Here is a 24226-nt window from a genome sequence, read left to right on the forward strand (position 1 = left end):
CTAAGCGTGCAAAAATAATACAATTCTGTCAATTTCAGACAAAATAACAGGCGGTTCACCCACTCATTCCTGTAGCACAATAGCCGGTAGCGCCAATGCTATCGAATCATACCAATGGCCCTCATAACTTTTAATCAGACGCTCCACACTGGCGCAAGTATGCAGCCCAGCCTCGTACGGTTGGGTACTTGTGCCCGTAAGATATCTTCCCACCTCGTTGCCTTGTTGCCTCAATGCCTCGTTGCCTTTTTCTGCCACCCGCACCACCTCCACAATCCTCAAAGCGCCACCCTTTACCAGAACCTCTTTTTCGTCCACCACCTTATAAAACTCAATACCCAATGCCTGCACCAGCACCTCACCCGCCTCAACATCCACCTGGTGCTCCAGGCAAATGGCTGCTGGCGTTTTCTTGTGCAGCGGCAATAATTCACTCGTCTTGATATCACTGCGCTTACCATGGTAACGGGGACAAAGAAAATTAAGAGCCACGCCACCCGATACAATGCGAAAATGGGTAGCCGCCGCAGGAAAGTTTTTTCGCTTCCTGGCAATAAAACAAGGTAATTCCACTTTGATTATCCAAACTTACAATGTCGCATATCCCATTTCCAAATCACCCTGTCCGGAAATGGTCAAAATGACCGAAATGTCCGAATTGTCAGGGCAAAAAAAGACGTGATCCGTCGGAAAGGCTCATCCGGGGCTCCGCCGCAGGTCCGGCAAGGATGCGGTAAAGGTCCTCCCACCTGGTCGTAAGCCAGAGACAAGCCAGTAGTAAGATAATAGCAAGACAATAGTAAGAGAACAAGCCTCAAATGCAGGCGGGACGCGGAAATGCGTGTGGAGACAGTCCAGCAGTAGTTGACTGGTAGAGGGTAAAAAAGCAATATAAACCACTGTAATTCATATCAATGGAAGATACAAAAAATACCTGTAAAAAGAATACTAAGATTCCAATCTCAGCTAACACGCTCCAGGGCTTTGTTCAACAATAGCTTACCCGTCTCACTATAGGTGAGTGAGGAGGCCATCTGCCTTCCGGGTGCACTCATTTTAGCCCATGTTTTTTGCAGGATGCGGATCATTGTTTCTGCCGGGTGCTTTTTTATAAAATCATCGTACTGAAATTCCAGGAATACCAGGCAAAGGGCATTCTCCATCGTTTGAACTTCAGTATCTGTTTTAAGCTGCTTTTTCAATACAATTTGATTGACCCGGGCAATGATGTCCATTTCATATCCCAGCGACTGTAAGATCTCTGTGGCCTTTTGTGCGTGGAATTTTGAGAGGTCATTTCTCCATGTCAGGTAGCCCACCCGGCCTTCAGGGTAAGTCTTTCTGGCAATTTCCCATCGTCCAATATGCTGGCACCTGGAAGCGAGTAAAAGCGGTTCACTGGCTGCTGCGTCAAGTCTTTTTACCCACTCATGCAACTTAATGGCGTAAAAGTATTCGGATGGATACTGCTGTCCATTCCATATTACCACCGAAGGGTCCTGTTGGTTATAGGCATCAAAAAGATGAAAAGCCTGCTCCATTTTTGTCATAAGACCGGCAATTTATAATATCATGCTCAAAGTTATTCAAAGCAGGTCATGATGACAAAGAATTTGGTTATAAGCCCCAATCACTATTTACAAACGGCAGCTTACGCTTTACTTCACTGACCTTCGCGTTAAAATTCGCGTACCCTTGCTCTGACTTTTTCATGCTGCTTACCTTAGTATAGCATTCAGTGTATCTTTCCTGCACGAGCATACTGTTATTTCCGAAATTTTTCCAGAGCACCTGATAATAAACTGCCGCATTGATCCAATTCCCTTTCGTATAGAACTTTTCGGCCAGCTCTGAAGTTTGATTGTACGAACAACCAATAATATTATTTTTCAGCACCGTATCGTCCGGAAAGAGCTCCAATGCCTTTTTATAATGCTCAATCGCCTTTTCCCAGGACTTACCTTTGGCTTGCTCCACACCTTCATCCCACTGTTTATATCCTTTGGCATCCTTTAACGCTTTTTTATACGCTGGATTCTTCTCATCATAGATCGTTGCCCGGTTAAAAAATTTGATAGCGCTGTTCCAATCCCTTTTTTTCCATGCCTCAACACCTTTATTGTAGTCTTTTCTTGCCTTATCCTCATAGGCTTCTGTGATGGTTTCACTTGAAGTGGGGGCAGGCGTGGAACTGGTATTGCCCGAGCTCCATGAGTCATTGCTATTACTGCCTCCGCCGCCCTTGCCACTGATGCTGGGTTTACTAAAATTATAAGGTGTTCCGAAAAGATTTCCGGAAAGCTGGGCTTGAAGCAGTTTAAAAGAAAGTAAGGTGAACAGGAATGCGAATAACTTTTTCATAACAAGCATTTTTTATTTTGATTTGATCCTTGGACCGATCAACAATGCAGCCCCAAGGGAATAGGGCTGCCTGAGCGTAAAGTTTGCAAGCTCAAAACCATTCAATGTATAGGTTTGCGGTTTATAATTCAGCTTCACCGAAAGTCCGGTGGTATTCCGGAAGGATGAAAAACAAATGCCCGCAAATAGGGCGGAGCTGAATTGCAGCGGCGACCATTTCTGCGTGGTCCCATTCATGTATGCTTCTGTTTGCTTCCAATAAAAATCGTAGCCACCGATCATTCCCCCGGCCGTAAAACGGATGGCCCCCTGCTTACCCAGCCGCAACGTGGGTAGAAGCGGGTAATAACGCAAAACCGCATACATCTCCCATAATGACACTGCCTTTTTGGGAACGGTAGTTAGCTGTGTTTTTTCCAGGTTAACGGAGGAATAATCTACCTGGAAACCGATAGCCATCCGCTTGCCTCCATTATGAATATTGAATAAAAACCCATAAGCCGGGCTTTTTTGTAGTTCACCGCCGGTATATTGAATTTTTTGCTCCTGCCTGATATCAACCCCCAATTCCGTAAACCATATCCTTCCCTGGGCGTAAACAGGGCTGATAAAGCCAATCGCAAAAAGAGAGATCATTGCTGCAGTAAAAAGCAGTTTATAGTTCAGGTGAATCATAAGTATTGAATTCAACACCCTGGTTTAATTTAATAAGATCCGAAACTGAAAAAGGAGGTCAGGCGCTACATCAGGCCGCTTGCAGGAGACAGGCTTAAAAAAAGATAAAGGTTGTTTAAGATCAAGGGAGCTGAGCCTTTAATCAGATAAAGATAAAAAAAATATAACACAAAAAGAAATTACCGGAACTGCTATACGGATCCTTAAAAAGAAAAGGACGCTTTCAGCAAAATAAAGCGGGGGCGCAATTCGTATGCGCTTTTAAAAATACTGTTCTCGGAAACAGCGAGTACATTATAATACTTCAGGTTGGTGATATTAAAGGCCGTTAACTCTAATTCTATATTGGGTTTGGCCAACCGGTACCGCGCTGTTACATCTGAAAAGAAGAAATTCTTCTGGCTGTTATACGACTGACTGGTAGAAGTATGCTCTGCTGTCAATTTCATGGATAAGCGATCAGCCGGGAAAAAATCAACTTCAGCAAGCTGTTTGAATTGACCAATGCCCTGGTTGGAAATTAATTGGTTGCGTTGCTTTGTATAAGAATAAAGATAAGAGCCTTCATAATTGAAGGTGATGAATTTTATCCTGGTTATTCTTATAGCTCCTTTAATAAAATGAACATTTTCCTTTAATCTTAGTAAAACATTATTCTGGATCTGGTTGGTCGAATTCAATTGATAATTATACTTTAGGTTGATGGTGCTTTTAAGTGGGAACAGGTACTTGCTGACAGCACCAGCTATCAACACCGAGCTATAATTATTTTTGACCGGCAAAGCAATCCGTTTGGTGATATTATCCTGGATCTCTGACGAGAAAATTACATTTTTTGTTCCGCTGGTATACGACGCAGAGAAATTGGCAAAGAATATCTTGATGGCTTTCTTATAAATGAACCCTGCACCTACTGTATGATTATTGATTTCCTGTATAGGAGCATCGTTGAAAGTAAAGCTCCGGTAATTCTGCAATATATTTCCCCGGTAAACATCATCCATTGTCCCTAACCGGTTATTATACGAATAACTGGAATAAACGCTGCTCTCTTTCCCTACTTTATATTGCCAGCGCAGTGCTGGTTCGATGAAAAAACGGCTGGTCGAATTTTTATACTGATGGGTGGAATCTTTCGCATGAATGCTCACGATGCTGGCAGGGGCAGAAAAATTTACTTCTGTTCTTTGGTGTACATATCGTAACTGTGGTTCCGCATACAGTTTTGTTTTTCTCCATTGCAGGTTATTGATGAAATCAGGATTGGTGATAGGGAAATAACTCCCCGACTTATTGGTTTCAAAAAAGGACCTGAAAGTTTGGTCCTGCAATAGGAAACCTGTCTTGGCTGTCAAAATAGTCTTGCCGATCCTTTGCCTTGCTGCAATGAAATTATTGGTAAACAAAAGAGGGGCTTTAACAACGTGCCGCAGTGATTCGTAACCGCCGCCGGTGGAAAACAGGTCTTCGTACAGGCCTGGTCTGATAGAAAGATATTGAGGTTCGTTGGTATAAGTAATATATGAGTTGATCTCTATTATCTTTCTGTTCTTAAAGGCATACAGGGCTTTCAGGGTGTTGGAAAAAGATTGCTGATCATTGGTTAAGGCTTGCTGAATACCATTTCCATTCACCATGGTCTTACCTCCGCCATCGTGGTACTCAAAGCGAAGGCTTGTATTATTGGTTAAAAAATACCTGTTCTTATTGATCGTCAGGTTGATCTCCGGGTTAAATGTTTTCGAACGGTCTGTATAGGATTGGATCTCTTCATACGAGACAGTATCTCCCAAAAGAAAAATATCGGTCGTTTGCCGGTAATTCCGTTGCTGCTTGTCTATCAGCATAGAGCCATTGAACCTTAGCTGAACATCGTTATTTAATTTAAACAGGTGGTTCAGGTTTAGAAAATTGCTATTGTTGAATAAGTAACGTTGTTTGCTGATATCAGGTGGACTGGCTACACTTTCGCTCAGGAAAGTGGTCTTGCTGTTATTCTCGTATTGAAGCAGGAATTCTGATAAATTAAGCGATGTTACTTGTTCAGACGGATCAATGCCAATATTATTCTTTTTAAATACATTGATGCTTTTATACGTGTTTTTGAAGAGGAGGGAGGTGAACGTCATATCATACACATCCCTATACCCACCCCCAACCTGCACGTTATTGATCGGCTTAATCTTCGCTTTGTCCTTCAGCGTAATATTGATGGCGGTGCCGCCCGACTGAATATTGCTTAATACTTTAACCGGTTGGTTGTTTTCAAGCACCTGTATCTTATCTACCAGGTCCGAGGGAATATTCCTGGTGGCTGTGTTGTATTTGTCTGCAAGGAGATCATCTCCCTCAATAAAAAAATTATTGATGTACCTGCCGTTGTATTTGATCTTCCCGTTTTTATCTACTTCTATGCCGGGTATCTTTTGCAGTACATCCGCTATCATCCTGTCGTTTTTGCCGGCAAAATCTGCTACCCGGAAATTAAGGGTGTCTCCTTTTTGTGTTACAATGGGACCTTTATTCTTCACCACTACCTCATTAAGTAACTTGGGATCTATTGTCAGCACGAAGTCGTACGATAAGACGCTGGGAAGAATATTTTTTTCAGCTTTCTGATAACCGATAGCCGTTACTTTAATAAATAATCCTGTAACCTCGCCCGTGTTTTCGACAGTCAGTACATACTTACCGGCCTGATCAGTTTTGGTGAAAAGGATCCCAGCTCCATTGCTTTTCTTTACGATACTTACGCTAACGTCGGGTATAGGGTTTCCGGAGGTGTCACGTACCTTTCCTTCCAGCCGTACCTGTGCCGTAGTGCTGGTGTAAAAAAGCAGGCATGCCATTGCCACCCGGATTATTGGCAGGAGGGTCCTTCTACTTCTATTTATCAGGTATTTCAAGCGGATTATTGATAACTGCTCTGGTTACTGTTTGACTGGAGGTGACTTTTAATTCAACCCCTGTTTCTGCAGAAAATGCATTTGGATCATTTTTATAGGCCTCGATCATTTCATTCAGGCTCTTGTTGGTGGTCTTCATCATATTGGAGGGAAAGTTCAATGCCGTATTGCCCGAACCATTTAATTCAATGCCGCTAAATACAAATGAGATCCGGTTCTTTTCATCAGTAGCCTCCAGTATTAAACCCGGTAAGCCATTCAACTTCCAGGGGCCATAAGCGAAAGGGAAATCTATACAGAACCAGGCAAACCAGGTACGGCCCCCGATCTTACCAGTTGCTTTTTGACAATTATTGCCATTGATTACCCTGGTTTCGTCAAGGATCTTCCAATCAATTTTCGATAAGGCTTCCATTACCACATAATTGTTGCCGAGAAATGGCCTGTATCTCCAAAATTGTTTCTTTTGAACATCGGTATAATACTCGTCCATGGTGGTTGCTCTTACCCGGCCAATATTGAGCTTATTTACTCCCGCTGCCAATGCTTTTTCCATTTCGATATTTCTGAGCGAATCATTGACCAGCTTGGTGTAACTTTTGTATAAACTGATGTCTTTGTTAAAAAACAACACCATGTCTTCCTTGTATGACCTGGTGGGCATGGTGGTATCCCTTACATGACTAAACTTATAAATAATTCTCCCTGCTATGGCCTGGTTGGTTTGTGCCGGAAGAGTGATGGATAGTAATAGTAAATAAATAAAAAAGAGCTTTTTCATACAATTAACTTTTGGATGAACGCTACTTTTCGTGGCGTGTGAAGGTAAACTGTCTTGTGGTGGTAAGTGCTGTTTGCTGAGGACAGCTATTATCAAGAGACTTTTACGCCTACATCGTATTGTCTTAATTATAAAATATTAGTCTTGATAACAGCCACCTCCGGTGGAGTGTTCGTTCAACCAGTTATTAATGCCATTCAAAAGCGCCTGATCGGTACATGAGCCGCAGCTTGCTGTGATTGTCCACTCTGTACCACATTCATCAGTGAATGTAAGTGTCATTTGTTTTTTAAGTACATCCGGTTTTACTTCTGAGGTTTTGACAACCGTGAATTCTTGTTTGCCTGTTTCAGGCTTAGTGTCGATTGCGAATGAGTAGGTTGCACATAGAAATGCAACTACCAGGAGGGTGATCTTTTTCATAATAGTGATGAAGGTTTTGTTGATGAAAAACGGTGCAGACGTAAAAGTCTAATCAAATGTAATAATCCGGAACTACAGGTAGTTGTTAAAAGTAACCATGGCGGTAAACCGAAGCTAATTATACCCAAACACCCGCAGTCGCTATGTTGGCTGCAACATTTCACCAGCATGAAAATACAGCTAAATGCAATCCGGTGGGAAGGGTTGGTGTGATTGTTTGATTGTTGGTTGATAATGAATTTGTTATGGCCTGTTTATAAATGGTATATTTTACGGGGCATAATATGAATGGTTTTAAAGGATAATATTTGGACCGGGGATATTATTTTTGATGGATTTACTAACCAGCCCATTCAATACCACATGAAAATTGCGAAGTCCAAACACAAGAACATCTTTTGTATAGAAGGCAACTGGACCAATGACCTGCGCGACAGGCGGAGTATTAAAACGGCATTGGAGTTTTTGGAGCACAATTCCTACAGCAAGAAAAATGTATTGCATACCCATCGCCAATGCTCCTCCAAACAGGAGTTTGAAAATCTGCTCAAAGAATCTTCCTTAAAAAGATATAGCCAATACAGCATCCTGTACCTGGCCTTTCATGGCAATGCCGGCCGCCTGCATGTGGGCAAGCGCGTAACCATGCGCCTCGAGGAAATTGCCGAAATGCTGGAAGGTAAGGCCGCCAATAAGATCATCCACTTCGGAAGCTGTGAAACCATGTACGTCATGCGGCGCGACCTCAACCGGTTCATGAAACAGACTGGGGCATTGGCCATCTCGGGTTATGAGAATACCATCGACTTCATGCCCAGTACCTTCCTCGATATGCTCTACTTCCAGTTCTGCCAGCAATACCAGAAAATGTACCTGATTGAAAGGGATGTAAAACTCTATTACGGTAAACTGGTGCGGGAATTAGGCTTCAAAATGATCTATGAGAAATAACAACAGAGAAAAGGCAGTTCGTAGCTGAACTGCCTTACTTAAAAGAAAAACATGGCTATACTTGAATAACTATAGGATAGGAGAGAAACTTTGTTGTGTAGTAACAGCCCGGGAAAGTTGCCCGGCATTATCATACACCTTGTTAAATAAGAAGGGGCCCATACTCCCCCTTTTTACGCCCAGTTGCTGCAGCGTGGCAAAGTCGGGAAGACCAGGGAAACACATCACATTCAGAGGCAGTTTGGTATGATTAACCGCTTCGGCAATATCATCTTCTGCAACAATGCAAGGCAGGAAAATACCATCTGCTCCCGCCGCCTCATAAGCCCTTAACCGGCGGACTGTTTCTTCTTGTTTGTCGGCAACACCCAGTATATACGTATCACAACGCACATTGATAAACAGATCGGCCTTATCGGCAGCCAGCTTATCTTTCATACTTTCAATCGTATGGGCAAATTGTTTGGTCTCCTTCAACACCCGTCCTGCTCCATGCAGCATCGAATCCTCGATATTGATGCCTGCCGCGCCCAGGTCAACAAGCTGCCGGATATTGGCATAAATAGCAGCGTCTGTTTTTCCATACCCCATCTCTATATCCACAGTCAGCGGAACTTGCACAGCAGACAATATCCGTTTGATCACAAAGAGATAATCGGCAAAAGGCATCCTTTCTCCATCTTCATAACCCAGACTGCTGGCTACGGCAGCACTGGAGGTACCGATAGCGGGGAATTGTTTCTCCTGGAAAGTCAGTGCGCTTTTAGCATCCCATACATTGGGCAATACGAATAAGCTGGCCGATTCATGCAGACCTTTGAATTGTTTAAATGTAGCACTCATGATAATTCCTGTTTATAATGATGATTGATTTACTGTAACAAAATTATCACGGCAGTGAAACCTGAAATTGTATAAAACGGAACTGCTTAATGATTGGCAGTAGCAGAAGTAATAGGGGAGTGTGTCACTAAATAGTTGGAAGGGGTGAAGCCGGTAAAAGACTTGAACTCTCTGATGAAATGTGATTGATCAAAATAACCGCAATCGTAAGCGATAGAAGTGAGAGAAGCATCTTTCCGGGTAACCAGTCGCAGGCTGTTCTGAAAGCGGTTGATCTTACTGTATAATTTAGGCGTGAGGCCGGTATATTGTAAGAATAACTTTTGCATGTACCGGGAGGTGATACCGTACCGGGAAGCCACATGCTCTATATTATCGAAGAAATCATCCTGACGTATCTCCTGCATCACATAACTCACGATAGCTACTTTATGAAGTTTACCTTCGGAAAGTGAAAGCTGCTGCAACAAAAAGCCTTCAATCAAACCGATCCTTGTATGCCAGTCTGCTGTTTCCTGCAGCCTCGCATACAGTTGTTTCACTGTTTTGCCCGATAAGCTGCTGAAATCAACTACCTGGTTATTGAACTGGCTCACTTCATCATTCAGAAAATAAGCGGCAGCATGCGGAAAAAGGCGGATGCCCAGCATTGTGTTCTTACCAATGGATCGTATAGGCAGGGGCTTGATGATCTGTCCCCACAACTCAATGGGCGGGGTGGTAATAAAATCATCCCCCACGGCTGTTTGCCAGTTGCCCGTACCCAGGTTAAATATGATCTCCACACAGCCACTGGGAAAAACAGTATCATCAAATGCCACACTTGCCTCAGATTCATAGACATAGTAGCATTTTACATACTGCTTCAAAATAGTAGCCGGTTTGATCTCCTGGTATCTCATTATAACAAAATTAAGGAAATCAGGCCCCTGAAATTGTATAAATCGGAACAAGAAGGTGGTCGGATCAGCACCTTACCTCCTGAACTTTGGACACAGTACCTGCCGTCGCTCTTTCTGGCTGCTGTTTAAAAAATCCCTATAGGATATGACCAGCTCAAATCCGCCCCGGTTCCGGGAAGCGGCCGCCAGCTTATCAATATTCACATCATAGCTGGCGCCTATCACTAATTTGGATAACTGTAATTGTATAACCGGGATAATCGCATCATTTAAACGGTACAACAATCCGCCGGTAATGGTTTGCTGCACATCGCCCAAAACGAAAAGATCATGACTAAACATGAACCCGGTTTGCAAAGTGCTGATGCCTACTGGTGTAAACCTTTCCTTGAATTGCTTAAAATAATCGGCATAAAAAATAAACTGATCTGTTTCACTCGTGGGGGCCGCCAGTCCGAAATTCAAAGCAAGCTTTTTATTAAGCGTTATCGTATGGCCTTCATAAAAGCCCACCTTGGGTTTGGTAAGATGAAAGATGCCGGCCCCGATAAAATAATCTATATCCTCCCTGATAACGCCATTATAGCTTAAGCCTGCGGAGAGGTCGAAATAATTAACATTTGTATTGTTAAACACCTGGCGTGAAGACGACATGATATTGAAACTGCCATTGCTGGCGGAAATAAACTGATCGTTCAGTACCAGCTTCGTTGGGTCAAACCGCTGTTGCATCAGGCCGCCCATAAATGCAATAGACAAATAAGAATTGCTTTCTGCACTCAAAGGCAGGCTGTAATTAACCGCAGGCAGGATCTGCAAAGTGCTGAATTCAGAAGTGCCGGCAACATCCCTGATTAACTGTAATCCGATCGTGACATTGTCATCAGGTGCGATATTGGCAGGCAGCTTAACTTCTGAGCTTAGCCCAAAAGTCCTGTAAGGGATAGTAACGCTTTGCCACTGGTTCCTGTACGATGCTGTAAGGCGTATATCGCCGGTGAAAATGCCTGCCAAAGCAGGGTTGCGTAAAAGTGGCTGATCATAAAATTGAGAAAAGCCAACATCCTGCGAAAAAGCAGTAAACACCCATTGGCATGCTATAAATAGTAACGAAAGTGATTTATAATACAGCCTCATAAGTAAATATTTTAGAGCAACGTTACATTGCCTTTATAAGTATAAGGAACCCCGTTTTCACAAATTACATCCACCGTATAAATATATACGCCGGTATCTGCCATCTTCCCATTCACCCGGCCATCCCATCCCATGCCCGGAATGTTCGGGGCAAAATTGGTTCTTTCAAATACGACCTTCCCCCAGCGGTTAAATACCCGGAATGATTTAACCGAAGCAATACCCGAAGCCCTTACCATCAGTATCCTGTTCTCCGGAACATTGCCAAGCGGAACAAAAGCGTTTGGAACAAATACCTGCGAGTTTTGGCAAAATACCTTCACACATATAACATCGCTTCCACTGCAGCCATATACATTCGTGGCCTTTACTGTATAACAAACATTGTTTTTAATAGTGGCCACAGGAGAAGAACAGGCGGCGTCGTTGCAGTCAATATCCTGTGAGGGCGTCCAGGTATAATTTTTCATGGGCAAAATACCTGGTTGTGCTGCATTCGTAATTACAGGCGCCAGGTTCAAACGGTATCCTGTTGGTAAGGTGAGCGTGTCCTGTGCAAATTGTACAATGGGGTAATCTCCCACCTGTATTAGGGTATCGGTAGTAGAGCTGCATCCCGTTTGCGGTGAGCTTACAGTGATGGAGTATATACCTGCATCTTCAATCTTTACGTGATCTATCGTTACACTCGGTGTGTTTACCGGGAATCTTGGTCCGGGACCATTCCATGAATAATTCAAGGTTGCATTGCCTGGCATGGAGCTATATGCCTGCAAAAGCAGGTGGTCTCCTACGCATAAAGGAGTTCTTGTAGCAATTACGGGCTTGGAAGGCGATTGTTTGATCGTTACTTCAAAACTCGTGGGCAATGAAATACAATTATTTTGAATGGCATAAACAACATAAGTACCGGCATACGACATGGCCGCGGAGGGGAATGATACAACGGTATTCCTGGTAGTGTCTGCAAAAGGCCCAAAGGCCGGGCCGACCCATACATAATCAATGGGGCCTGCCTGTGTACTTGTCGGCGTAAGAGCGGTCAGCGTTAATAATTGCTCACTACAGATCGGCGGATTATATCCTGCAACCGGTTGTGCGGGAGGAGAAGGGTCCCGTAAAACAAATATGTCTGGTATTTTTTGCGAGGTACAACCATTCCTTGTTTCTACATATATGCCCGAATAAGTTCCCGCTGTCAGCGGTACCGTAATTTTCCCGGAGGCATCTGTACTGGCCGCAACGGTATAAGCCGTTTGAAACTTATCGTAATGAACCAATACCGGAACACCAGGCATTGCATTATTATTCAGGTCAAGCACATCTAATACAATGGAGCCTGATGGCACCCCACAGGTTGTTGGGTTAGTATAAGAGGAACTTACTATTTTGGGCGTAGGATGAACGAATGCTACGATGGGGGCAGCAGGACTTTCACAACCATAACTGTTCGTCTGGGTTACAAAATACCTGAATCTCGCAGGGGCTGCGGTGTTTATAACGGGGGCATTACTTAATAAAACCATGTTTTCATCATACCATTTAATGGCAGTACCCGGTAATGGATTTACCTGCAAAGCAGCCGGAGGTGTACCCAAACAGAAATTGGCAGTATCTGTAACCGGTGCAGGAGGTACGGGATTTACGATCAACGTTAAAGCATAAGGGGCGCCGGGACAAGGATTTTGAGTGGGGTTAACAGGTATTACCTGTATGGTAAGTGATTCACTAATACTGCCGGTGTTTGTAAAAGACAAGGATATAACCGGATTGGGCCCTGATGCTGTTCCCGAACTTATGCCGGAAACAGTAGCAGGAATTTGACCAGTTACTGACCACGTATATGTACTGTTCACAACAGTGGAAGAAGGTACAAAAGCAGCCGTGCCACCGGAACAAATGGTTCGGGTAGCAACAGGGAAGCTCAATACAGGACTTTCATTTACCTGTACACTAGCTGTTGCTACATAGCCGGGACAGGGTGGTGAAGCTGCAATGGTATAAGTTACGGTATACGTACCGGGTATGCTTAACGCCGGATTAATAGCGCCTGTTGCGGAATTAATAGATAATCCCTGGCTGGAACTGAAAACTCCACCCAGAGTTCCTGACAATGAAACCTGTTGTGGAACGTTTGTGCCGCCACAATACGGAGAACTCTGGTAATGAATAGTGGCCGTAGGGGCGCTATTTACCGTAACAACAGTTGTAGCAGTATACATTGAGCAACCACCTGTACCAGCAATCGTATATTTTATTGTGTAAGTACCTGCTGTAGCGCCGGAAGGATTGATCTCGCCTGTTGCTGCATTGATGGGTAAACCGGTGGAAGGAGAAATGGAATAACCACCGCCCGGTGTACCCGTATGTTGCACTACTACCGGCGGATTGGGAGTATTGGCGGTATTTACCACATTACAAAGCGTTGCGGGAGTATAAGCAATGGTAGCCACCGGCGCCAGTGTTATAGTAACAGTGGTGGTGGTCACAAAGCCGGGACAAGGCGCAGCGGGTGGAACAGTATATGTTACTGTATAAGTGCCGGGTGTACTGGTGGACGGTGTAATCATTCCGGTGGCTGGGGCGATTGTTAAACCTGTCGTTGATGTAAATACGCCTCCGGAAGTGCCTGTAAGATTTACTGGGGTGGCGCCATCTGAAGTGCAAATAGCCGGATAAGTGATAGTGGCAGTGGGAGAGCTATTTACAGTAACAGTTGTTGTAGTGGTGTAGGTAGCACAACCACCTGTACCTGCGATAGCGTATCTTATTGTATAGGTACCTGCTGTAGCGCCGGAAGGATTGATCTCGCCTGTAGCTGTATTGATGGATAAGCCGGTGGAAGGAGAAACGGAATAACTACCGCCCGGTGTACCCGTATGTTGCACTACTACCGGCGGGTTGGGAGTAGTGGCGGTATTTACCACATTACAAAGCGTTGCAGGCGTATAAACAATAGTAGCCACCGGCGCCAGTGTTATAGTAACAGTGGTGGTGGCCACAAAGCCGGGACAAGGCGCAGCGGGTGGAATAGTATACGTTACTGTATAAGTGCCGGGCGTACTGGTGGACGGTGTAATCATTCCGGTGGTTGGGTTTATTGTTAAACCTGCCGTTGATGTAAATACGCCTCCGGAAGTTCCTGTAAGATTTACTGGGGTGGCGCCATCTGAAGTGCAAATAGCCGGATAAGTGATAGTAGCAGTTGGAGAACTGTTTACAGTAACAGTGGTCGTAGCAGTGTAGGTAGCACAGCCACCTGTACCGGCGATCGTATATCTTATTGTATAAGTACCTGCTGTAGCACCAGAAGGATTGATCTCGCCTGTTGTGGCATTGATGGGTAAACCACTTGAAGGGGAAGTGGAATAAGTACCACCCGGTGTGCCCGTGTGGCTTACAGTTACCGGTGGGTTAGGAGCAGTGGGGGTGCTGACCGTATTACAAAGTGTTGCAGGCGTATAACTAATGGAGGCCGATGGACCTGGATTTACAGTTACTGTTATGGATGCCCTGGGACTCTCTCCGCATCCTGTAGTCTGGCTTACATAATATACAGTAGTACCGGCGGCGCTTGTTGATGGGGTGGGGGCAGTAGGTGAACCTGTACCACCTGTGGCGCTGGTGTACCACAATAAGCCAGTTCCCGCTGCTGTTAAAGGAACAGCCGGTTGGTTCTGGCAGTAAGTAATGGGTGAGGTAACAACAGGAGCGCCGGCCAATGAATTAACCGTTACTACGATAGCTGCGCGCGGCCCTTCACAACCATTGCTTGTTTGACTTACATAATAAGTGGTGTTACCAATGACGGCAGTAGATGGAGTGGGCGCTGTGGATGAACCCGTACCGCCTGTAGCGCTGGTATACCATAACAATCCCGTTCCCGTGGCAGTAAGCGGAGCGGCAGCCTGGTTTTGACAAAGTTGCACAGGAGTAGTTACAACAGGAGCGCCGGGACGCGCATTGACAGTGACAGTAACAGGAACCCTTGGACTTACACAATGATTAGGCTCTGTCTGACTTACGTAGTAAATGGTAGTGCCCGGTGTATTAGTGGATGGTGTGGGAGGAGTGGCGGAGCCTGTTCCGCCGGTGGCGGTTGAGTACCACAACAATCCGGTACCGGTGGCTGTAAGCGGAACGGCTGGCTGCCCCTGGCAATACACTACAGGAGTAGCAGCAACAACAGGCGGCTGAGATGTGGTGAGTACGGTGATCTGCTTTGTTTTTAGGTCATTCCCGCACGCTGTATTAGAAGCTGTGAGCGTAACCGTGTAAACACCTGGTGATGCATAGGCATGGCAGGGAGGATTAGCAGCGGTTGACGTAGTGCCGTCACCAAAATCCCAGAGAAAAGTAGTGGCGGTATTACAACTATTACCACTGTAGCCATTCGTTGTCTGATTGGTAAAACAAACAGACGTATTAATACACAATGGGGTGGTCGGGGTTGTAAAGTCCGCAATAGGCTTCTTCCTTATGATGATCTGATTGAGCGTATAGGTAGTGGTAAAACATCCGTTGCTGGCTTTTAGTGTTGCCGTAAAATCGGGATTAGGGCAGGAAGACGTGGTGTAAGGATGGGACAATAACTGAATGGTATTGCTTCCATTCAAAGGGTGTGATAAAGTAACGTTGGGACTTCCATCGCCAAAATTTACCTGGTAAGTGGTGCCTGCTGAATTATTGTACCAATTGCCGATCTGGAATTCAATAGAAGCGGGAACACATAAGCCGGTAGTGGAGGTAGTGGTAGTAAAACTGGCTAAAGGGTTCTGGCCATTATAAAACCGGTAGGTCACGCTTCTTTTACAATTGTTAGGAGGCGTAATGGTAAGGACTATATTATAATACCCCTGATTGGTATAAGTGTGGGTGGTTTGCGAACCTGCCGGCCAATCTGTTTGTGTAAAAAATGGCGTATTATCTCCCCAGTCAATTTGATATGCATTGCCTGTTCCCGTTGTTACAGAGTTGTTACTTACTATAAGCTGGTAGATGGCATTGCCGTCGCAATTGGTAAAAGGTGCATCGCGCGTACCCACATCTGTCAGGGCAGGCTTGGGAGAAGGCAGGACTGTTAAGGTAACATTATCAGTGCCGGTACCGTCAGGGTTGGTTACTGTCACCGTTCCGTTTGCAGCAGCATCAGCCACCGTGGCAGTGATGCTGGTAGGGCTGTTGACAGTAAAGTTAGCAGCATTACTACTGCCTAATTTTACATTGGTAACGTTTATGAAATTGCTGCCGGTTATCGTAACAGATTGTCCCTGGCATACCGTTAAAGGAGAAAAAGAGGTAACGGTTGGCGCCTGCGCCCGGACTGAGACAAAGCTTCCGAGCAGTAAAGAAATGGTACTATAGAAAATGAGTAAAACAGGTTTCTTCGATCGCAAACAGGAGCGTAAAAAAAATGCATGCATAAACTGGGTGGCAGTTAGGGTTAAAGTGATTCAGTCATGAAATAGCTACTATCCCAATTTATAAAGGGGGAATGGTATCAATGCCGTAATTGAGCCCTGGGAAGATTTACATAGGTTTGGGGAAAACTGGCAAGAAGGTAGGGTTGACGAACGTCACTAAAGTACAATCTTTATTTGTTTCGTGCAAAGACATGGATAAAATAAATTATACAAAGTGTATTAAATCTGTGGTTTCCCTATGTAACTCCACTGTATAGGATAGTTGATTGACTTATGTCAAGAATGAAAATGATTTAATATTGCCTTGTAGTTGAACTATAACCTCCGGCTTCCTGCCCGCCACAATGTTTTATATTTATACATACAATCAAGTTATATGACCACTTCCTCCTTCCCCTGGCACGACGCTGTAAACAGGCGCGCATTTCTTAACCAGGCCGCTGCTGCCGCCGGAAGCCTGGCATTGCTGGCAACACCACTTGCCTGTGGTGCTGCGGATAATCCATCCAACCAACAATCATTCACGGTACAGGACATCATCAACCTCATTTTAAAAGAAGGTGGACTATCGCCCCTCAGCAATACAGTGGATACCATCAAGGCGGGTAAAGCCAACCAGGTCGTCACGGGTATTGTTACTACCATGTTTGCCACCACCAACGTCATCGAAGAAGCTGCCCGGCTGAAAGCCAATTTCATTATAGTACATGAACCTACCTTCTACAATCACCGGGATGATACGGCCTGGGTGAAAGACAATACAGTCGTAAAACAAAAACAGGAGCTGCTGGCAAAACACAATATGGTCGTCTGGCGGTTTCATGATTATTGCCATGCCCTGAGCCCGGATGCCATCAGTTATGGCGTAGCCCAAAAAGCCAACTGGCTTTCTTACTATAAAACAGGAGAGGTGATGCTCACCATTCCCGTTCTATCCCTGCAGCAACTGGTGCAGCACCTCAAAGTATCGCTGGGCATTGCACACGTGCGCATCATCGGCAACCCGGAACAATCCTGTTCGCGCATTGCTTTATTGCCCGGCGCCTGGGGCGGACAACGGCAGGTGTCCACAGCAGAAGCAGAAAAGCCTGATGTATTGATCGTGGGGGAGGTGGCGGAATGGGAAACAGCAGAATACATAAGAGATCACCGCCTGATGGGTGGAAAGACTGCCTTACTGATATTGGGACATAGTGTAAGTGAAGAACCTGGCATGGAATACTTCGTAGATTGGTTGCAACCTAAACTGCCGCAGCTCAAGATCACTCATATTGCATCCGGTGATCCATTTACCTGGTTGTAACTTTTTCTTCGCAGAGTCTCCCATTACTTTACTTTCCCCGCAGTGTCTCCCGCAGGGGACGCTGCGGAAGCACAGGCATAACTAATCCATATGCCAGCGATAAACCGCGCCCAGCAGCACGATTCGGCCTGGTTGTGCAGGCATAAGCCTGTCGGTATAATCTGTGATATTATCGGCAGTGATTCGTAGGCTGAGATGATCTTTCAGCAACCTTTTTTCAATAGATGCATTCAGCAGGAAGAAGCCCTCTACAAAAGTATCATAACGGTCAATGAAGGCATTGTTATTGGCATCGCCAAAAGGATACTTACCGCGGTAATTCACTCTAAAGGAAGCGTTGATACCTGCTGCACGCCAGGAATAAAATACCCGCAGGTTGGCCATATGGCGTGAGCGGTTTTCAATGCCCCAGTAATCTGAGGGAATGGAACTACGCGTTTCTCCTGTTTCATTATTGCGTACTTTATTCCAGGGCCAGTTGGCAGCCCGGATACTGACTTCCACACTTCTGTCTTTGGCTATTAAATACTGGTAACCGCCATTGATCTCCAGGCCTGTTATTGGAGTCCAGGAGCAGGAGGCTTCTACGCCCTTATTGACAGACTTCGGTAAATTCTGGTAAGTAAATATCTGCCGGTTATTGCTGCCGGTAGCCACCTGTATGCTGTTGATCTGGTTACGGATATCATGATAGAAAACACCGGCTTCTAGTTTGAAAGTATTGTTCAGCTTGAACAGCAGGCTCATATTGAGGGAGGTGGATTTTTCAGCCTGCAGGTTGCCATCCAGTTGTTGCAACAGGTGCTGGCGGATCTCAGATATCTGTCCTGCTGCTTCCAGTTGCTTCAATGTCTCACCCAATACCTCAGTACCCACCACCATATAATTGCTGAGCGGGTTCAGGAATACCTGGTAACGATTCTTGAAGTCGGGTGTTTTAAAACCTGTTCCTGCTGCCAGTTTACCGGTAAGCCAGGAAGTGATCTTTTGTTGCAGGCCGAGGCTGGGATTGAATCGTCCGCCGTAATTATTATGCCTGTCGTACCGCAGTCCGCCTGTTAGTTCCGTGGTTGAATGCAGTAGCCAGTTGGCTTGCAGGTAAGCAAAACCTGCCGTCATATCAGCGGCATGGGTATAGGCATTATTATCCATCATCTCCAGGCTGCCACCTAACCCACCTGTTAATTTCACTGCCTGCCAGGGTGCATAAGCAAACTGTTGTTCAAAACGGTGCAGGGTTTGGGCAAATTGTTCAGCACTGGCTGTACTGCCCTGTTGCCACAACACGCTCATGTCAGATACATAGCGGGTGAAATAATACCGGCTCATGCTGCGCAGTCCATTGTTGAAGTTGTGATTATAATAACCGGAGAGATTGATATCTGTTACGTCCTGGTTATCTCCTGAAGTATTGGCCTGACCTCCTCCTGACCCAGTGAATATTTTTGACATGAACGACCGGCGGAGGGCATATCGTCCTGTCATACCTACAGTTCCGTTCTTGCTGAGGCGATAGCGGGCGCGCCCCTGTACGCTGTAATCGTCATAGGGTGGGGCGGTGGTGCCTTGTGAAATATATTGTTTATCGGTATTGAAACCATCGCTGTGGTAATAGTTGGCCGACAGGTTGGCCGATCCACGCTTATGGGCAAAGGGAGTTTCTCCTTCCAGCGTCGCATCTACAATATTCAGGCTGCCATATTGCAGGGAGGCCTGTGCCTGCGGTTGTATAGCGCCGTAACGGGTAACAATATTGATGGCGCCGCCCAGCGCCTCACTACCGAACAGGCAGGAGGATGCGCCTTTAATGATCTCTATTCTTTCAATATTGGTGATGCTGATCCGGGAAAGATCAAAGTTCCCTGAATTCCGGCCTACCATAGGCTGACCATCTATCAGTACCATTACATATTCCGATCCGAATCCCTGCATTTGTATGCCGGTGGCCCGGGCGCCGCCGCTGATATCACTTACCACGGCCAGGCCTGTTTGCTCTTTCAGCAATTCGTCCAGCCTGCGACTGCCCATCCGCTCGATGGTCTCGCGCGTGATGACCGTTACCGGCATGGCCGATTGCTGAATATTGAGCAGGTTGTCGGGAGTATAAGATTTAATATCAGCCGCTACAATTACTTCCTGCATTTCACCCACGCCCGGCTTTAGCCGGATGACGACAGCGGTAGTGACGCCCGCCTGAATGGCTACTTCCTGCGTATCGGTAATAAAACCTACATTACTCACATACATCGTGTAGGTACCCTCATACAGCCCTCTGAACACAAAAGCGCCTTTGGCATCTGCCTGTTTCAAATGGCGGTCAGGCTCCAGGCGGATGGTAGCGCCCGGAAGTATTGTTCCCTTTTCATTAACAATAATTCCTTTGAGTATGCCTTGCTGAGCAAACAACCCGGTGTGTATAAAGGTCACTACAAAAAATACGGTGAGTGTGCGGAGCATTCTTATAATGCTTTAGCGGGTTCAAATACGTCACCAAAACGGTTGAAGGTGGCATTCGCCGCTTCGATGGCTGCTGACTCATCTCCTGCTGTTACTGCCTGCTGGTTGAGCACTGCAATAAACTTCCCCCACATTTCACCGGTAGCAGGCCCGTATCCTGAAAAGAAAGAAACACCTTGTGTAATACCGCCTTTGGCCAGCATCTGCACAATAATGCTGCCGCCCATGATTGAGCCTTCCATTACATATAGTGCCCCCAATGCGGATAATGTGCCGGAAATTTCAGGAGCAGTGGCCGCGGGCAGATCATCAACCGTAAAGCCCAGTTCTTCTATATCTTTCTTCAGGTAAGATGAATTGCGACGGTCTTTATAGTCAGGTAACAACTCCGGGGTGATGAACGGTGCAATGGCTTTTTCTACCTGGCTGAAATAGGCATAGAAATTTTTGAGCAGCGCTGCATAATCCGCATTACTGCGGATGGCCTTGAGTTGCAGTACCACTTTTTTCTCTAATTGCTGGTGTGCTGTTTTGGTAGCTTCTTTAATATTGGTGCTGAGCATACGTTTGGTTTTTAATTTTTAATTGTCGCAAATATTGGAACAAGATCAATGTTCCTGGTGATGAAATCCGGTTTCATTTATATCAAATCCGGTTTATTTTAAGGGCCGGCGTCTTTCTATCATACCTGTAAAGGTAGCTTCTTCTGTAACGATCGTTTTAACAGTAACTGGCAAAGCCTCCTGCCCGCCGGTCCGGAACGGGCTCTTGCTGATGTATGCCAATGCCTGCTGCAGGCAGGCTTCTTCCGGGTCGCCAAAATCCCTGGTTACATCATCGGTTGCCGGGAAGTCAGGGTTCAATCCTGCATAGTAATCGCCTTCACCGGAGGTATTGAGGATCCGGAACTGCGACAGGTAAACAGTAAACACGTCAATGCCAATACCGAAAAAGCCTACCGGTTTACCATAGGTAGTGCTGCCCACCAGCTTCACATCCACATAAGGCTTCAGGCAGTTGATCAGTAACTCACCGGCGGATGCTGTGCTGCCACTCACCAGGAAGACAACACTTTTTATACCGGTAAGCGCACCCTTCTTCTCAAAGTGATGGGTATTGCCTTTTACGGAGTAATCTGCATCGGCATACGTGGCCGGCCTGCCATTCACATATACCGGCTGCCGGTTTTCATCGAGGTAAGGGATCTGTTTAAGGATAGGGGCTTTGCCCTGCTGCAGTAAGGTATTATAATGCTCTGCATACATAACGGCGCCGTTGATGGCAGCGGGCGCTATCAGATTGGTCATATATTCAGCAGTTTCCACATAGCCTCCTGCATTATACCGGAGGTCAATCACCATATTGGTAATGTCCTTGCCGGAAAAGGCGTCGAAGGCTGCTTTCAATGCTGCCTGTGCATTATCGGGATGACTGAACCTGGCAAGCGCTATATAAGCTACTTTTTTACTGCCGGCATCCAGGATGGTTGTCTTTAATACAGGAGAGGCTGTATAAGCAGCGCGATTGAGTATTACCTCCAGCGTATCACCATCCTGCTTTTGCAATAGCAACGAGAGGGAGGATGATTCCAGCATGTCTTTCAGCACGAAGGGATTGGTGGAAACGGGGGCGCCGTTTACCTGTAATAGCTGCATCCCTCTTTCGAGACCGGCGGCGGCAGCCGGAGATCCCTGTTCTACATAACGGATATATACCTGCGTGTTGTTGACTACTGCAATACCCAGACCCATATCATTGCCGGCGCCATCCAGTCCTACCGAAGCGGAACGGCCGGTGATAATATTCCCTTTGGCGATATAGGAATACAAGGGCTGGTGATAGCCGGGCCGGTATTCATAAGGCTGATTGGTAGCAGGATTGATGGCCTGGTTGGTAATAGCCTGTAAGGCCGATTGCAGGGCAGCCATATCCAATGTGGCCGCTGTTGCATATTGGCGGGGCGCAAAAGCAGCATATGCCGGGAGTGATGGATACCACAGATACGTTTCCCGGGCATATAGGTAAAGGGAGTCCAGGCTTAGCTCTAAACGGGTACCGGCAGGCAATGGCGTACCGCCATCACCTGCCTGGTTTTTGCGGCAGGCAGCGAGTGATAGCCATCCTGCCAGCAATAAAGGAATACCCTGTTTATGGTTCGCCATATAATTTATTTGTCTGTTGCCATTTTGATTATGGTGGCGTGATCTTACGGATGCGGTTACCTGCAGTTACATACAAAATACCGGCAGCATCTATAGCGATACCTCTCGGGGTGCTGAATTTTGCTTCGGAACCGGAACCGTCAGCAAAGCTATTCTCACCGCTACCGGCCCAGGTGATCACTGTACCATCGGGGCTTATACGGCGGATACGGTGGTTGTTGCCATCGGCCACGTATAAATACCCTTGTGCATCCATGGCCAGACCGTTGGGGGTATTGAACTGTGCGGCAGTACCTGCGCCATCTGCAAACCCGGCAGTGCCCGTGCCAGCCAGCGTAGTCACATTGCCAGACGGGCTTATCTTACGGATGCGGTGGTTACCATTATCGGCTACATATACATTGCCACTACCATCTACGGCTATACCATAGGGCGATTTGAACATAGCAGTGGCGCCCGGACCATCTGCAAACCCGGCGGTGCCATTACCGGCCAGGGTAGTTACATCGCCTGCCGGACTTATTTTGCGGATGCGGTTATTGGTAAGATCAGTGATGTACACATTGCCATTAGCATCCACGGCCACATCTCTTGGAAGGGAGAACATAGCAGTTGTCGCCGTTCCATCTGCAAAACCTCTTGTGCCACTGCCCGCCAAAGTAGTTGCCACGGCGCCAGGGCTTATTTTGCGGATACGCTGGTTCCAGTAATCGGGCAGGTATAAATTACCATCTGTACCTATAGCGATACCTACCGGAGAATCGAAGGAGGCGGCTGTACCAGTGCCATCAGCATAGGCTCTTGCACCGGAACCGGCAAAAGTGGTGACTGCTGTAGCGGCATCTACCTTCCGTATCTTATGGGTATTCTCTACTACATATAAGTTGCCTGCAGGATCAATAGCCAATCCTGTAATGGTACGGAACGAGGCGGCTGTGCCAATACCATCCACCGAAGCATTGGCGCCATCACCTGCAAGGGTAGTTACGGTAGTAGCGGCGGCACTGAGCACCGTAAAGGGTGTTGCAGCGGTACGGCTGTATTGTCCTACTGTTACGGTTATATTGCCGGTGCTTGCTCCAACAGGTACCAACACTTTCAGCTGGGTGGAGCTGGCTGCTGTTACGGTAGCCGCTACTCCATTGAAGGTTACTGTGTTGTCGGCAGGCGTAGTACCAAAATATTCTCCCGTCAGCGTTACTTCGTCGCCGGCCGCTCCTTTATCAGGACTGAAAGTGGTAATGACCGGGCGGGCATACACCTTTACTGCTGAATCACTGCTATATATTGTATAGATATTATTGACCAGCTTTATTTTATAGTAACCGGTATCGGCTAGCGCTATAGGTACCGGTTTTGCATAGATGGTAGTTGCATCCATTGATGCGATGGGAAGGTTCACCTCCTGTCCGGCAGCATTGATGGCGTACAGGCGGGTGAGGGAAGTATCCGGTATCAGGTTGGCAAAACCATCTATGCGCCAGGCCGATTTTACATTAAAACTGAATTTGTTGCTGGTTGTCACAGGTTCATCCTGGTACACTTTCAGGTAAAGGGTATAGGTGGCCTTGCTGCTGTCCTGCGCAGTAACTGTATATTTTACGCCGCTTTTCAAGGCGATCTTTTGCCCGGATGCAGGATATATGGTAGCATTTTCCGAAATGGTAATAACGGGAGCAACCGAGTCGGGAACGGCTTTGAATCCCGACCAATAAACGACTATGCTATCATTGGTAACGGCAGCTTTCAGACTGCCTGTATCATAAGCGATCTTAAATGATGTTATTTCATTGTAGGGGTGTGGCGCATCCACATACTCTCTTTTGCAACTACCCAACACCAGCAGCAGTGAAGCGCCTGCTGCCATCCATTTATTGATTGATTGACTCATTCTATTATTGA

The 24226-nt window shown here is 46.1% G+C and carries 17 protein-coding genes; 2 read left to right on the plus strand and 15 right to left on the minus strand.

The features are described 5' to 3' along the window. Window positions 1–63: 63 nt before the first annotated feature. From HB364_RS12550 to HB364_RS12580, 7 genes are all read right to left on the minus strand, one after another. Window positions 64–573 carry a hypothetical protein gene (locus tag HB364_RS12550; RefSeq protein ID WP_167288320.1) on the minus strand — a complete coding sequence of 170 codons (510 nt, stop codon included), beginning with the start codon at window positions 571–573 and terminating at the stop codon, window positions 64–66. 389 nt (window positions 574–962) lie between these two features. Then, window positions 963–1550: a DUF4202 domain-containing protein gene (locus HB364_RS12555; RefSeq protein ID WP_167288321.1), complete on the minus strand. Its 588-nt coding sequence runs from the start codon at window positions 1548–1550 to the stop codon at window positions 963–965. Window positions 1551–1617: 67 nt separating this feature from the next. Next, entirely contained in the window at window positions 1618–2361 is a 744-nt protein-coding gene (locus HB364_RS12560; protein ID WP_167288322.1) for a tetratricopeptide repeat protein, read from the minus strand. A 12-nt stretch (window positions 2362–2373) separates the two neighbouring features. Further along, the gene (locus HB364_RS12565; protein WP_167288323.1) at window positions 2374–3051 is read right to left on the minus strand and encodes a hypothetical protein; all 678 of its coding nucleotides are present in this window, start codon (window positions 3049–3051) and stop codon (window positions 2374–2376) included. A gap of 188 nt (window positions 3052–3239) precedes the next feature. Continuing rightward, a complete protein-coding gene (locus HB364_RS12570) occupies window positions 3240–5885 on the minus strand; it encodes a carboxypeptidase regulatory-like domain-containing protein (RefSeq protein ID WP_167288324.1) in 2646 nt (881 codons plus the stop codon). 37 nt (window positions 5886–5922) lie between these two features. Beyond that, a complete protein-coding gene (locus tag HB364_RS12575; protein ID WP_167288325.1) occupies window positions 5923–6723 on the minus strand; it encodes a GLPGLI family protein in 801 nt (266 codons plus the stop codon). Window positions 6724–6861: 138 nt separating this feature from the next. Further along, the gene (locus HB364_RS12580; protein WP_167288326.1) at window positions 6862–7146 is read right to left on the minus strand and encodes a hypothetical protein; all 285 of its coding nucleotides are present in this window, start codon (window positions 7144–7146) and stop codon (window positions 6862–6864) included. 363 nt (window positions 7147–7509) lie between these two features. On the opposite strand from HB364_RS12580, the gene HB364_RS12585 reads away from it, so the two are divergent. Continuing rightward, entirely contained in the window at window positions 7510–8097 is a 588-nt protein-coding gene (locus HB364_RS12585) for a DUF6642 family protein (protein ID WP_167288327.1), read from the plus strand. Window positions 8098–8166: 69 nt separating this feature from the next. On the opposite strand, the gene HB364_RS12590 is transcribed toward HB364_RS12585, so the two are convergent. The 4 genes from HB364_RS12590 to HB364_RS12605 form a co-directional block, all read right to left on the minus strand. Next, the gene (locus HB364_RS12590) at window positions 8167–8940 is read right to left on the minus strand and encodes an isocitrate lyase/PEP mutase family protein (protein WP_167288328.1); all 774 of its coding nucleotides are present in this window, start codon (window positions 8938–8940) and stop codon (window positions 8167–8169) included. Window positions 8941–9026: 86 nt separating this feature from the next. Next, a complete protein-coding gene (locus HB364_RS12595; RefSeq protein ID WP_167288329.1) occupies window positions 9027–9842 on the minus strand; it encodes a helix-turn-helix transcriptional regulator in 816 nt (271 codons plus the stop codon). 72 nt (window positions 9843–9914) lie between these two features. Next, window positions 9915–10979 carry a PorP/SprF family type IX secretion system membrane protein gene (locus HB364_RS12600; RefSeq protein ID WP_167288330.1) on the minus strand — a complete coding sequence of 355 codons (1065 nt, stop codon included), beginning with the start codon at window positions 10977–10979 and terminating at the stop codon, window positions 9915–9917. A gap of 11 nt (window positions 10980–10990) precedes the next feature. Further along, on the minus strand, window positions 10991–16375 hold the full coding sequence (locus tag HB364_RS12605; protein WP_167288331.1) for an Ig-like domain-containing protein: 5385 nt from the start codon (window positions 16373–16375) through the stop codon (window positions 10991–10993). 403 nt (window positions 16376–16778) lie between these two features. On the opposite strand from HB364_RS12605, the gene HB364_RS12610 reads away from it, so the two are divergent. Then, a complete protein-coding gene (locus tag HB364_RS12610; RefSeq protein WP_167288332.1) occupies window positions 16779–17705 on the plus strand; it encodes a Nif3-like dinuclear metal center hexameric protein in 927 nt (308 codons plus the stop codon). An 81-nt stretch (window positions 17706–17786) separates the two neighbouring features. Here the strand turns inward: HB364_RS12610 and HB364_RS12615 are convergent, their stop codons facing one another. From HB364_RS12615 to HB364_RS12630, 4 genes are all read right to left on the minus strand, one after another. Further along, window positions 17787–20162, minus strand: a complete 2376-nt coding sequence (locus HB364_RS12615; protein ID WP_208419941.1) for a TonB-dependent receptor — start codon at window positions 20160–20162, stop codon at window positions 17787–17789. A 2-nt stretch (window positions 20163–20164) separates the two neighbouring features. After that, window positions 20165–20725, minus strand: coding sequence for a biliverdin-producing heme oxygenase (locus HB364_RS12620; protein WP_167288333.1), 561 nt, complete (start codon window positions 20723–20725; stop codon window positions 20165–20167). A 93-nt stretch (window positions 20726–20818) separates the two neighbouring features. Beyond that, window positions 20819–22324, minus strand: coding sequence for a S41 family peptidase (locus HB364_RS12625; protein ID WP_167288334.1), 1506 nt, complete (start codon window positions 22322–22324; stop codon window positions 20819–20821). Window positions 22325–22352: 28 nt separating this feature from the next. Then, complete coding sequence (locus HB364_RS12630) at window positions 22353–24215, minus strand: IPT/TIG domain-containing protein (protein WP_167288335.1); 1863 nt, start codon at window positions 24213–24215, stop codon at window positions 22353–22355. Between the last annotated feature and the right edge of the window lie 11 nt (window positions 24216–24226).

Source organism: Paraflavitalea devenefica (assembly GCF_011759375.1).
GTDB lineage: Bacteria > Bacteroidota > Bacteroidia > Chitinophagales > Chitinophagaceae > Paraflavitalea > Paraflavitalea devenefica.

Excerpts from the sequence above, each read along its gene's own strand:
- HB364_RS12555 (WP_167288321.1), bottom strand. The coding sequence starts at position 1,550 with ATGACAAAAATGGAGCAGGCTTTTCATCTTTTTGATGCCTATAACCAA.
- HB364_RS12625 (WP_167288334.1), bottom strand. The coding sequence starts at position 22,324 with ATGGCGAACCATAAACAGGGTATTCCTTTATTGCTGGCAGGATGGCTA.
- HB364_RS12560 (WP_167288322.1), bottom strand. The coding sequence starts at position 2,361 with ATGAAAAAGTTATTCGCATTCCTGTTCACCTTACTTTCTTTTAAACTG.
- HB364_RS12600 (WP_167288330.1), bottom strand. The coding sequence starts at position 10,979 with ATGAGGCTGTATTATAAATCACTTTCGTTACTATTTATAGCATGCCAA.
- HB364_RS12610 (WP_167288332.1), top strand. The coding sequence starts at position 16,779 with ATGACCACTTCCTCCTTCCCCTGGCACGACGCTGTAAACAGGCGCGCA.
- HB364_RS12575 (WP_167288325.1), bottom strand. The coding sequence starts at position 6,723 with ATGAAAAAGCTCTTTTTTATTTATTTACTATTACTATCCATCACTCTT.
- HB364_RS12580 (WP_167288326.1), bottom strand. The coding sequence starts at position 7,146 with ATGAAAAAGATCACCCTCCTGGTAGTTGCATTTCTATGTGCAACCTAC.
- HB364_RS12570 (WP_167288324.1), bottom strand. The coding sequence starts at position 5,885 with ATGGCATGCCTGCTTTTTTACACCAGCACTACGGCACAGGTACGGCTG.
- HB364_RS12590 (WP_167288328.1), bottom strand. The coding sequence starts at position 8,940 with ATGAGTGCTACATTTAAACAATTCAAAGGTCTGCATGAATCGGCCAGC.
- HB364_RS12630 (WP_167288335.1), bottom strand. The coding sequence starts at position 24,215 with ATGAGTCAATCAATCAATAAATGGATGGCAGCAGGCGCTTCACTGCTG.
- HB364_RS12615 (WP_208419941.1), bottom strand. The coding sequence starts at position 20,162 with ATGCTCCGCACACTCACCGTATTTTTTGTAGTGACCTTTATACACACC.
- HB364_RS12620 (WP_167288333.1), bottom strand. The coding sequence starts at position 20,725 with ATGCTCAGCACCAATATTAAAGAAGCTACCAAAACAGCACACCAGCAA.
- HB364_RS12595 (WP_167288329.1), bottom strand. The coding sequence starts at position 9,842 with ATGAGATACCAGGAGATCAAACCGGCTACTATTTTGAAGCAGTATGTA.
- HB364_RS12585 (WP_167288327.1), top strand. The coding sequence starts at position 7,510 with ATGAAAATTGCGAAGTCCAAACACAAGAACATCTTTTGTATAGAAGGC.